General features: G+C 39.5%; 11 protein-coding genes. 4 read left to right on the top strand and 7 right to left on the bottom strand.

Features of this window, described 5'->3' with window-relative positions; translation table 11 throughout:
- The 5 genes from WKK05_RS23545 to WKK05_RS23525 all read right to left on the bottom strand — a co-directional run bounded on the left by WKK05_RS23545 (position 1) and on the right by WKK05_RS23525 (position 4,228).
- Positions 1 to 960, bottom strand: a complete 960-nt coding sequence (locus WKK05_RS23545; RefSeq protein WP_341525485.1) for an inorganic phosphate transporter — start codon at positions 958 to 960, stop codon at positions 1 to 3.
- Positions 961 to 1,279: 319 nt separating this feature from the next.
- Positions 1,280 to 2,248, bottom strand: coding sequence for an arsenosugar biosynthesis arsenite methyltransferase ArsM (gene arsM, locus WKK05_RS23540; protein ID WP_341525484.1), 969 nt, complete (start codon positions 2,246 to 2,248; stop codon positions 1,280 to 1,282).
- A 145-nt stretch (positions 2,249 to 2,393) separates the two neighbouring features.
- Complete coding sequence (locus WKK05_RS23535) at positions 2,394 to 3,068, bottom strand: response regulator transcription factor (RefSeq protein ID WP_341525483.1); 675 nt, start codon at positions 3,066 to 3,068, stop codon at positions 2,394 to 2,396.
- 190 nt (positions 3,069 to 3,258) lie between these two features.
- The gene (locus WKK05_RS23530; RefSeq protein ID WP_341525482.1) at positions 3,259 to 3,546 is read right to left on the bottom strand and encodes a Mo-dependent nitrogenase C-terminal domain-containing protein; all 288 of its coding nucleotides are present in this window, start codon (positions 3,544 to 3,546) and stop codon (positions 3,259 to 3,261) included.
- Positions 3,547 to 3,760: 214 nt separating this feature from the next.
- Entirely contained in the window at positions 3,761 to 4,228 is a 468-nt protein-coding gene (locus WKK05_RS23525; protein ID WP_341525481.1) for a GNAT family N-acetyltransferase, read from the bottom strand.
- A 348-nt stretch (positions 4,229 to 4,576) separates the two neighbouring features.
- Here WKK05_RS23525 and WKK05_RS23520 point away from each other — a divergent pair, with 348 nt between their 5' ends.
- The 4 genes from WKK05_RS23520 (at position 4,577) to WKK05_RS23505 (ending at position 9,155) form a co-directional block, all read left to right on the top strand.
- Entirely contained in the window at positions 4,577 to 4,771 is a 195-nt protein-coding gene (locus tag WKK05_RS23520; protein WP_341525480.1) for a hypothetical protein, read from the top strand.
- Positions 4,772 to 5,130: 359 nt separating this feature from the next.
- Positions 5,131 to 7,383, top strand: a complete 2,253-nt coding sequence (locus WKK05_RS23515) for a CHASE3 domain-containing protein (RefSeq protein ID WP_341525479.1) — start codon at positions 5,131 to 5,133, stop codon at positions 7,381 to 7,383.
- A gap of 46 nt (positions 7,384 to 7,429) precedes the next feature.
- Positions 7,430 to 7,876 carry a response regulator gene (locus WKK05_RS23510; RefSeq protein WP_341525478.1) on the top strand — a complete coding sequence of 149 codons (447 nt, stop codon included), beginning with the start codon at positions 7,430 to 7,432 and terminating at the stop codon, positions 7,874 to 7,876.
- Positions 7,877 to 7,982: 106 nt separating this feature from the next.
- On the top strand, positions 7,983 to 9,155 hold the full coding sequence (locus WKK05_RS23505; protein ID WP_341525477.1) for a HAMP domain-containing sensor histidine kinase: 1,173 nt from the start codon (positions 7,983 to 7,985) through the stop codon (positions 9,153 to 9,155).
- A 75-nt stretch (positions 9,156 to 9,230) separates the two neighbouring features.
- Here the strand turns inward: WKK05_RS23505 and WKK05_RS23500 are convergent, their stop codons facing one another.
- Together WKK05_RS23500 and WKK05_RS23495 are read right to left on the bottom strand one after the other, a co-directional pair.
- The gene (locus WKK05_RS23500) at positions 9,231 to 9,686 is read right to left on the bottom strand and encodes a DM13 domain-containing protein (protein ID WP_341525476.1); all 456 of its coding nucleotides are present in this window, start codon (positions 9,684 to 9,686) and stop codon (positions 9,231 to 9,233) included.
- Between the two features lie 222 nt (positions 9,687 to 9,908).
- Positions 9,909 to 11,576: a glycosyltransferase family 39 protein gene (locus WKK05_RS23495; RefSeq protein WP_341525475.1), complete on the bottom strand. Its 1,668-nt coding sequence runs from the start codon at positions 11,574 to 11,576 to the stop codon at positions 9,909 to 9,911.
- Positions 11,577 to 12,246: the final 670 nt, after the last annotated feature.

Below are 12,246 nucleotides of genomic sequence, written 5' to 3'. Positions count from 1 at the left end.
CTAACCTTGCAATAACCTGTAAGTTATTCCACTAATAATTGCGGCAATTGGTAAAGTTAAAATCCATGATAGTAATATCTGAGAGAAAACACGTGCATTAGCTTTTTTAGTAATCAGTCCCACTCCAAAAATTGAACCGACTGAAACGTGAGTAGTAGAAACAGGAAGCCCAAACTGGCTAGCTGCAATTACTAGAACTCCAGTTACTATATTAGCTGATAAACCCTGAGTATGATTCATGGAGGTAATTTTTGTACTCATCGTTTCGGCAATTCTTTGAGAGTTAAGTAAACCTCCAAGTGCCATTGCGATCGCTATAGTGATCATTCCTCCCTGAATTGAGAAATACTCAATAATCAAAATCAGCGAGACAATCTTAGGAGTATCATTCAAGCCTCTAGCAAAACTAACTATACCAGCACTAAGAAAGTGACATTTATCAATCATCCTCTGATTAATTAGCAAGCGCAATTTGGAATTTATATATCTAGATAAACTATAAATCCCTGCTCCCAAGGGAACAGCAATAATCGGACTCAGCAATAGGGGTAAAATAAAGGAATTTCCTAAAGCTGCAAAATTAACTTTTAGCCCGATCGCTACTAATCCAGCTCCAACCAGCGAACCTGTTAAACCATGAGTTGTAGAAATGGGAAATCCCATAAATGTAGCAATTATTACTGTTAAACCAGTGGCGATCGCCACTGCTAAATGAAACTCTGGTGCATTAGCGATCGCATCTGGTAATAGTCCTTTGCCTGAAAAGTTTTTAATTAGTGTACTTGCCCAGAAAATGGAAGCTACAGCACCAGCAGAAGTTGTAAAAGTAGCCCACAAAATTGCTGTTTGATAGCTAGTTGTTCCACTTCCATATAGTGTTGCTACCCCTTTAAAATTATCATTAGCACCATTGGAGTAAGCTAAAAAAAGCGTAGCTATAAATAGACTAATTAACAACATTTATATTATTCAAAGTTAAAGTAAAAAGCAGAAGTCAGAATGCTTTGATGTGGAGATTTAAACCCATATATTCGTCTCTCTAACGTGAAATTAGTTTACCTAGACAAAGAAACCTTCTAGCAGGACTAGGCTCAAAAATTGTACAAAATTAATGCCAAATTCTGGCTTTTGACTACTGAATTCTTGTTAAGGACTTCCAAAAAATAAATTATTCAGTTAAGCCTAATGCACCGTCTACATAATAGGTGCGTTAGGCTATCGGGTTAACACACCCTACGATATACACTCATTGGTTGCATATTTTTTAATTGGAAGTTCCTTAACAGCAACCACCGCCACTATAGTGCCAAGTTGAATCGGTAATAATTATTTCTACTGGCTTTAAAGCCCCAAGTTTAGCAGCAGTTTTATCACACACTGCTGCGGGAATACCACGCTGAAGTAGATGACCTGCGGAATCGTCGAAAAAAGATTCTGCACCAGCATAAATCGCTGTTTTTCCAGTGAAAATACAAGCACCATCCTCTGGAATAGCAACTTTAAAAGATACAGAATCTAGGCTTTCTAAAAGTAGGTTTTTTTCGAGTTTGTAAGTCTGGGAATCTAGCAATCGGTAAGGGCGACGAGCGCGAATTTCAACTTGACCAAAGCCTGCATTTATAATACGTTCAGTGTACTCCTCATATGTGAGAGCGCCTGATAAACACATGGCTCGTAGCCTTTCATCTTCTTGTAGATGTGCTGGAATTGGTCGAGTAGCAATTGGATCACTCATCTGTAAGCGTCCGCTTGGTTTTAATACTCGATATGCTTCTTTTAAAGCACGAGTTAAATCTTCTGGTTCAAAGATGTTGAAAAGGCAATTCTGCGCTACTATATCGACGGTAGCATCATTAACGGGTAAGTTAAAGGCATCGCCTTCGTGAATTTCCACGAAGCTGGTATCAAACCAGGGGTTTTCTTGAGCAGCAATTTCCAGGTTGCGTGCAGCTGCTTCCCGCATAGCAGCGACTGGTTCAACGGCAATTACAGCACCTGCACGGCGGGAAAAATAAGCGAATTGTAAAGCTTCTAAACCACCGCCAACACCAACATAAAGTACAGTAGGTTGGTTTCCTAGTTCGGCGGGGTGAACAGTAGTACCACAACCATAATTCATTTCCTGCATATTATAGGGAATTTTCAGTCCTGGTAGTTGCAGGGGTGTACTTTGGACACAACAAAGTCCAACTTGCGGTGTTTCGGCGACTTCCCGGTAAAATTCTGCCGCTGTTTCTAGATAGGTCATGCCAATTCAGATTTCGGTTTTCGACTGCTTTGTGCATCCTAATATAGTTAACTCTGAGTTGCATGAGTTTTTCATGAAATTATCAAAACCCCCAAACTCTCTTTTTTAAGAAGGGTGTGGAGGCTGTGCGCTAATGCGAGCGAGTTTAATCACGTAATACGTAGCCGACATCATGCACTGTTTGAATCAGACGTTTTTCGTTATTAGCTTCGAGTTTCAAGCACAGGTAGCGAATATAGTCTTCAATAACGTTGGTATCACCGATGAAGTTGTAGTCCCAGATTTCTTGTAAAATGCGATCGCGTGTAATTACCTGTCGGGGATGAGCAAGCAAATATTCTAGTAAATCAAATTCCTTGGTAGTTAACTCTACTAGCCGCTGGCATCGGTATACTTCCCGCGTGCGACGATTTAAACTCAAGTCTTCAAATTCTAAAATATCTACGGCGGTTGCTTGCCGATTTCTTCGTAGTTGAGCGTGGACTCTGGCTAATAATTCCTCAGCGGTGAAGGGTTTAACTACATAGTCCTCAACACCAGCATCTAAGCCAACAACGCAATTGCTCTCTTTATCTTTAGCAGTTAACAAGATTATTGGTACTTGATTGCTGATACTTTGCAGGCGGCGGCAAGTTTCCAAGCCCGACAAACCAGATAACATCCAATCTAAGATTATCAAATCTAAACGCAACTCCCGCGCTGCGGTGAGTGCAGTTAGTCCATCGTACGCGACGCTGACTAGATAGCCTTCATAATTCAGTTCCAATTCGATAGATCGTGCCAGTTTGACTTCATCTTCAACCAGTAAGATGTGCGTCATGATAATGTTAATGATTTCAGCAGGGTGTGGTAAGCAAAAATACTGACTAGAAACACTTTAGAGGTGGTAGCTACTAAATAGCTAAACATCTAATTAGGTGTACGTTAGCTTAGTATAAACCTGAGTAAGTAACAACCGTAAGTCTGCAATTACCAATAGCTGCTTGATCACTGAACGCTCAAACCAGCTATCAGCAATAAGCTGTGACATCTTCACCGCATTCATCAGCAAGATAACACAAAGCTTTGAAACGCAGGCTAACTACTTGCTCATATAGCGGGTTTAATTTACACATTGGCGGGATATGAAATAACTTCCGACCAAATAGCGTGATGTCTCTCTCAAAGGGACATTGAGATGGAATGGCTCTGCACAAAAAATGAGCAAGTTTGGAGTTATGAATTTCTATCGTTTCCAACCACTCGCGGACTGGGTGCAGTAAATCGTTGTGTAATCGGAGTTGAATAAAGCTTGTCATAAATTCCTCACTTAATTTCTTCAGATTTTTGAGTGTGAATCTCTACAAATGTCTACGGTTGGTTTCTCCAGTTTTATGCAGTATTGCTCATTCTTGGGTTTTGACTGCATCTGCTGATTGCTTGTTCCTTAGTTTCAACTGCATCTGTTCTCTGTAGAAACATACTTAACTACAGATTCACGCCTCAGAATTCCGGACAATTTATCCTATTTGGTTAGTGACGACCGTGATAATACATAAACATCACAGGAATTTTTATCCACTTTTTAGCTAATTGAGATAGTCTAAACTTGCGTTGCAGTGATGGTGGCAAGTCTTCAAAAGAAATTAGATCAAAACCAAAACGACTGTAAAACTGCATTAAACGTTCACCTAGACATTCAAGATACAGTGGTTGCGTCGCTGTACTAATCAAATGCTGCGTGAGAAAACTAGCCAAACCCTGTCCTCTCCAAGCAGGTGCAACGACTAAACTACCAAGTTCTTGTGCGCCTGAGAAGTTACGTAGTTGTCCACAAGCTATTAAATCTCCATTGCGTTCAATCACCCAGAATTGCTGCCAACGTAATTGGGTAGGGTCGAGTTTGGCTAAGAACACTAATCGTCGAATCGACCACATATCCGCAGATGTTGCCCTACGAAGGACACACCCAACTGGTAATGAAAAATCATTTTGTTTCATTAATTACATTTATATTTACTAGTGTGAATCAATACTCTGTATTATTTATTTAGCGGAAATTAGGGTATTTGGCAGTAAATAGTAGTTGCCAATTCAGCAATTACAAGGGGATTATAGGCAGATAAGCAGTATTATCTACTCCATCTTTCTTTCTTAACTGTGAAAAGCGCTTTTACTTTAACAGGCTCCGTTTCGTGCCTTCTAGAAAGCATATATAAGTAGTACTAAACAATACTTTCGATAGAGGGATAAATCAGCCATAACTAGATTCTGGATAGATGAACTTACATTTATTATTTTCTTAGAATGACGGCAAGATTAAATGACTAAATTATTAGGAGTCTAGTAATGGCTGAAGAAAAGAAAGAGAAATCTGATAATCAAGGTACTACTGCTTCTGGTGGCTACCAAACTACCCTCGAAGAAATTAATCGCAAAACAGGTGACGCTGAAGCAACTGATGCAAGACCTACTGCTACACCAGAATCTCCAGAAAATGATTCTGTACCAGGTAGCCCCAATCAGGGAACCGAGTCTCGTTAATTAGTTTGAACTATCCCAAGTTGAAGTAATCTAACAGGGTTTTTTAAGAATCCTGATTCATGATATATTGAGTAGACGATTGTTGTTAATATTACAATCGTCTACTCTTATTTGTAAGTATGACAATCGTTACCGAAAAGGATGAGGGAAAGAGCGATCGCCTCTGCCCCTTGAAAGAAGCGTATAGATAGGCAAGCACTACATTTCCGACCTTTTGTTGATCACAAAATATTGTCAAGTTTTTCTACAAATTAAGTAATTATTTTATATTTTTGTATTATTTAATTCCCTAGTCGCCAGCGGCTTGTTATAGAGGCTAAAACTGATGTGGTGATTAGCTATACTTCTGTGAGTATTTAATGAACAAACTGTCAGAAAAATTAGTTCCAGGCGGTTTTAGCTTAGCATTACTACTACTGTGTGGCGTTGGAGCAGCTTCTTATGTAAGCGTCCAAAGGTTGACCGAAGATAAGCAGTGGGTAATTCATACTTATGAAGTCTTAGAAGTCTTAAACAAGACCGAGGCTAGTCTTAGCAATGTTGAAATTGGACGACATAGTTACATTCTCACTGGTAAGGCAGTTTACCTAGATAATTACGAGAATAGCAAGCAAAAAGTATATCAGTACATTCAAACCCTACGGCAGTTAATTAGGGATAACCCTAAGCAACAAAACCAACTAAGTAAACTCGAACCTTTAATTGCACAAAGATTTGCCTTAGTTGAGCAGACAATCAAGCTGTACAGGCAAAACAACTTAGACAAGATAACTCAAACCGCTGTTACAGTTCAGGGGATGGAGGTACGCGAACAACTCCAGGCAATATACCAAGCAATGGAAAATGAAGAAAAAACTTTATTAAAATTGCGAACAACAGCGACAGACTCTAGTGTTTATCAAATCATCATTATAGTGGGTCTGGGGTATGGTTTGAGTTTAGTGCTGCTAATTGCGGTTTTCAAACTGCTGCAAAAGCAAATTCGCATCAACAAGACTTTATCTGAAGAAGCTCTGCGATTGGAACAGCAAGCAGCAAAGGCAAAACTAGCAGATATTTTAGAGTCTATTACTGATGCTTTTATGACCCTGGATCGCAATTGGTGCTTCACCTATATTAATCACAGGGCAGGACAAATTTTTGACCGCAATTCTGAAGACTTGATTGGCAAAAACATTTGGGAAGTATTCCCTGAAGCTGTGGGAGGTAAGTTTCATGACGCCTACCACCGGGCTGTGGCAGAACAGCAAGTGATTCAGTTGGAGGAATATTATCCACCGTGGGAGCGCTGGTTTGAAAATCGCATCTACCCCTCAGCAGAAGGTGTATCGATTTTCTTTCAAGATATCACTCGGCGCAAACTGGCAGAAATTGCCTTAGAAGAAAACGAAAAACGCTATCGCTCACTAGTCCTTGCCACTTCTCAAGCCATTTGGATAGCTGATGCTAAGGGAATGCCAAAAGACTTTTCATCTTGGATAGATTTGACTGGGCAAAGTGAAGCAGAAGTCAATGAAGGAGGATGGTTAAATGTAATTCATCCTGAAGATCGGAGCTTTACACAGTTGTTGTGGACGGAGGCACTGGCAACCAAAATTCTTTACAAGAGCGAACATCGCATACGTGTTGCTGATGGTAGCTATCGATTTTTTGCCGCCCGTGCAGTTCCTGTGTTGAATGTCAACGATGAGATTCAAGAGTGGGTAGGTACTTACACTGATATAAGCGATCGCAAACTTGCCGAGGAGGTCATAAAACAAGCAAAGACAGACCTAGAAATCAAAGTTCAAGAGCGAACGGCAGAATTACAAAGGCTGAATGAGGATTTAAAACGCTCTAACCAAGAGTTAGAACAGTTTGCCTATGTGGCTTCCCACGATTTACAAGAACCCTTACGAGCTGTAACTGGCTATAGCCAACTATTAGGACAGGAATATCAAGAGCGTCTGGATGAGTCTGCACAGGAATATTTAGGTTACATCATAGATGGGGCAAAGCGGATGCAGCAGTTGATCCAAGACTTGCTAACTTATTCGCGTGTGGGGACTCGCACTCAAGAATTTGCTCCTGTTGATTGTAACGTTGTACTTAGTCTGGCTTTGAGGAATTTACAAGTGGCGATCGCAGAAAGCAACGCCATCATCACTTATGACCCTTTGCCAAAGTTAAACGCAGACAAAACCCAAATGGTGCAATTATTCCAAAATCTCATTGGCAATGCGATCAAGTTTCGTCAAAAGGAAACACCACAGATTCACATTGGCGCAGTCAAGGGGGGAGGAGAGGAAGCAGGGAGCAGCACTTCTCTACGAGAGGCTGCGCCAACGGCTACGCTCAGTGACCGAGGAGCAGGGGGAGATGTTACTCCCTCATCCCTCACTCAAAATGAATGGCTGATCTGGGTACAAGATAATGGCATTGGTATTAAGTCACAGTATCTAGAGCGGATTTTTGAGGTATTCCGCCGCCTTCATACACGTCGAGAATTTACTGGTACAGGTATTGGTCTAGCTATCTGCAAAAAAATCGTCGAACGGCATGGTGGTCGGATTTGGGCTGAGTCTAAGCCAGGCGTAGGAACAACGTTCTACTTTATCCTTAATGAGAATTAACTTACTTTATAATTTTGTAAGTGTTTAATATCAGATTAATAACATTATGATACACGTTCAGGCATTCCGCCACATTGAGATTTTGCTAGTTGAAGACTCTCCAAGCGATGCTAACCTCACCATCAAAGGCTTTCTGAATGCCAAAATTGCCAATAACTTGCATTGGGTTGAAGATGGTGAAACTGCTATAGAATACCTACGACAAGAAGGAGAGTTTGCTGATGCCCCCCGTCCGGACTTAATCTTACTTGACCTAAACCTCCCAGGGCTGGATGGTCGCGACGTGCTAAAAGAAATTAAAACCGATCCTAATCTCAAACTCATTCCTGTTGTCGTTATGACTACTTCAACTGATGAGCATGACATACTACGCACCTATAATCTCAGTGCTAATTGCTACGTCACAAAACCGCTTGATGTCTACCAGTTCATTGAGGTTGTACAGTTGATCAAAGATTTTTGGCTAGCAGCAGTGGCACTACCACGAGAGTAATTAGCTTGTTGAATTTTAATTTTTGCTCACAACGGCAGAAGATGTGGCGCTTTTTAACAAATCTGAGATCAGGAGATTATCCGGTTAATTGATATAACTCTGTACTATGGAAAAAATCAGGATTCATATTCTGCTGGTAGAAGATAGTCCTAGTGATGCACGTCTGCTACACCAGATTTTTTTGTATGCAGATCAAGAAGAATGGCATTTATCTCACGTTGAACGCCTATCTGAGGCGATAGATGCTAGCCGAGAAAACTCCACTCTGACGCTTGATGATGAGACTGAGAGCGGAAGACAACGCAGATTCGACCTAGTGCTGTTAGACCTTAGCCTCCCAGACTCTATTGGACTAGAGACACTCAAAGAATTTCGGGCAGCAATACCCGATATTCCAGTTGTGGTACTAACAGGACTTGATGATGAAGATTTAGCATTGCAAGCTTTGGCAGAAGGCGCTCAAGACTATCTTGTTAAAGATCAAATGACGATGCAACGATTAGTCCGCGCCATTCGCTATGCCGTTGAACGGGGTGAAATTCTTAACCAAATCCGGGAAAGTGAAGAACGTACCCGTCAAGCACTGGCAAAAGAACAGGAACTCAACGAGCTAAAGTCCAACTTTGTAGCAATGGTCTCCCACGAGTTCCGCACCCCTATGACTACGATTCGGACATCTGTAGATATCCTCGAATATAACAGTGACAAACTGACTGACGAACGAAGAACTAAATATTTTGATCGGATTCAAAATGCTATCAACCAAATGCTTCAACTTTTAGATGAAGTATTGTTCTTGAGTAAAACTGAAGCAGCCAAACTTGAATACAAACCTGCACCTGTAAATTTAGAAAACTTCTGTAGCGAACTCACAGATATTATTCAACTCAGTGTAGGCAGTCAGCACAATATTATCTTTACCTTTCAAGGAGAATCTGCTCAAGCTTGTATGGATGAGGATTTACTAAATTGCATCTTTACTAATTTACTCTCTAATGCTATTAAGTATTCTCCGCCAAATAGCACTATCTGGTTTGATTTGATTTGCAAAGATGGTCTTGCAACTTTTCAGGTAAGAGACCGGGGAATAGGCATTCCGCTTAAAGACCAAGCCCGATTGTTTCAAACTTTCTATCGCGCCAGTAATGTAGGTGTAGTTCAAGGAACAGGGCTAGGACTCTCTATAGTTAAAAAGTGCGTGGATTTACATGGCGGTCATATTCAATTAGAAAGTGAGCAGGATGCTGGAACAACGGTGATAGTAACGCTGCCATTGTAATCTGTTGCATCCTGTTAAACTACTGTTAGTTTAATTTGCATCTAATATTAATTGATTCTGAATTCTTCTTCAATATCATGCTTTCAAAGATGCATAACCAAAAGTGGCATTGAATTTGCGACACCAGATAGCTACAGAGCCAAAGTCTGCCAATTTCACATTCTCAGGCAAGGCGTAGCGTTGAGAACCGTTGTTTTTTTGTAAGCGAGCAATACTGACATAATCTTTCTCCTTAATACCAGATTTAGGCGGTGTATCAGTACGATATAGAATTACAAATAAATCAGGCCCTTGAGCAGTTTTAAAATTTTGATTAAACTCCAGGTAGCGTTTCCCTTCTTTAGTTACAACGCTGACTGCTCCTTGAGTAACGTGTTCTCCGGCCTTAAAGGTTCCAGAAGCCGCTGCTGGACTTGCTGTGGTTGTCGTAGCTTGTTCTTGAGTCTCTGTGGTATTTGAAGTTACCTCTCTTGTACAGCTAATAGTTACAACAGTAAGAATCCCAATAATGGCTAGATGCTGAAATTTCACTGCTTTGATTCCCTCAAATTTTTGCTAATGACAATTTAACTGCTTGTGCTATTACTAAGTTTAATTTAAGCTTTTCTTCAAAATTAATATTTTTGCTTGACAGTATGCTTCTTATATAAATTACCTAATAGATAATGCTAAAGGCGATCGCAGTTTACAATATTTCATATTTATAAGATAAAGATTGATAGATAAACACTGTGTTGCTTTTGAACAAAACACCTAAGACAGTTCTAAGTTTTCTTTAGTTAACTTGGTTATCATTGGTCGTGATTTTACAGATTTAACTAATTTCCAGACTGAATAATAGTTGTCATTATAAACAATCTCTGTTTTCAATTTATACCTTTTTTCTATCGTTGTGCGCCAGCTAAAGGAAGGATTGAATAAAAAAACGTCAGTAAAACCATCAGGGATTTTGGGAATTTTTTCGTCTTGGACTAATATAAAACGCACTTTTGGTTTTAAAAGATAGCTTAGAGAAAAGATATTACCATAATTATCACCAAAAGCATCACTAATAAAAAGTGGACTAGTAGTCTGATTGATGATTTGGGCAACTTGTGGATTACTATAGCTGACACCCTTATTCCACCAAGTCTCTGCTTGAGAATTTACCTTATAAGAAACCAGACCACAAATAATCACCAACGCCATAATGATTTGCCAAATGCTCCGGCGTGAAAAGTTCCCATTATATATTTGTGTAGCTAGTAAGTAAGCAGTAGCCAATTGAATCCCTAAATATGATGGGATTAAATATGGTTCAGCATTTGAGCGGATACTACCTGAAATTAAATCAGGTAGCATTAGTGGTAGTGCAGGCACTATTACTAATGCTAGGATAAATATCCATACTTTGTAATTAGTTGTCTGACAAATAAAATACATTGCGTATCCGACCAAAATTAGAACAATAAACAAAATTAAATAGCTAAGAGGATTTTCTAAGCTTAAGTCAAAATCAATAAAAATCCTGCTTAACTGCATCAGCAAAAATGGGATTACAGGGGTTAATGATAACTGTATTTTTGTTCCATCTGATGAAATCAGAAACTGGAAAAAGTCAGCAAATACAATAGCCATCCAAGGCAGAAAAGCTAAAAAACTTACTAAAGAAGCTAGCACATAAGTTCTAACGGTTTCAGTCAACTTAAATCGAGCAGTTGTCATTACATAGATTCCATGAGCAACTGCTACAAATCCACTCCATAAAAATGTATATAAACTCAGTGTTAAAGTTACTGCATAAATACTCCAATTATTGAAGCTATCTGTTGGTTTTTGTCTTTTGGTTAACTCATCTTTCTCTTGTGATTCCACCCGCATTGCTCGCAGTAGTGCAGCACTAGATAGTAAAATGGTGACTAACCAGAGAATATATGGCTGTGCTTCTTGAGCATAGACTAGGTGAATTGGAGAGATTGCCATGAGTGCGATCGCTATCCCAGGTAGAGATAACGGAACATTAAATAATTCTTGGCATAGCCAATAAATACAAGGAAAAACCAGCAAGCTGATGAAGACCGATAAACTTCTGATTGCTGTTACCGAGTTACCAAAAATTTGTAACCAAAATCGGGCTATTAAATAATACAGTGGTGGATGTTGAGAATCTTCTGTTGCCAAAGACATAATTGTGTCATTCAAGGTATTTTCTGGATTGAAACCTTGGAACTTGGCAAAACTTTCTTTAGTAATGACACGACCATTAAAAATTTGCTGTTTAACTTTAATTGTTGTATAACCAGAAATCCTTAATGAGGTATAAGTTTCATCATGCCAGAAAACTTTGCTGTCAAGATTAAAAAAGCGAAACAATATACTCATTACCAATAAAAATACAATTAAAAACCGCAACCAACTCGGAGTAAGTTTGAGATGGCGCATAATTAGATTTCCCCAAACGGTGTCCAAAAGATTTTATTCAGGCAGATTAGGTGAAGTGTGTTAGCGGAGATTACCCCAAGCATCGCCTTTCTGAAATGAGCGATTAACACCTCTCTTCTATTAACCTGAAAAGAATTGAATAAGGTTGTATCAAATACCGCAAAACTGCTTTTGGTTTTGAAGCTGAGATGTGAAGTTAAAGGAAAATTGCTTCATCCGGTATTAAACTAGTTTTCTCAAACAAATTAAACAGGTATTTTCTGGTTTTTTTGGAAGCCAAAGATAAGTTATTTTCGACACGTTAGAGTACTAAATTACATTTATACTAATTCTATGTCAGGCTACGCTATGTTCACCCTTAATGGGGCTACAGCAACAAAGCTCCGAAGTTCAACAGCCCACAGAAAGAAGCTATTAGCTAGTACGCTTTCTTCTAAGGAAGACCAAGGCGTAGCTTGCTTCCCTGTGGGGGTACAAGTTGGGGAACTCACCCAACACATGGCTTGTAATTGCGCTGAAGCGCAATTACAAGCCATGTGTTGCTTTCATACAAGAAAATTGGTATAACTTCTGAATTCTGGTTTCTGACTCCTGAATTCTGCTGCATGTCTTAGAGCTAAGTATAAAGCCTGTTTTACTTCTGAAATAGAAATTTTGAATCTAGCATATT

The organism is Nostoc sp. UHCC 0302, assembly GCF_038096175.1.
GTDB lineage: Bacteria > Cyanobacteriota > Cyanobacteriia > Cyanobacteriales > Nostocaceae > UHCC-0302.
Note: the sequence above shows the minus strand (reverse complement) of the source record. Positions and strands in the feature narration are given on the sequence as shown.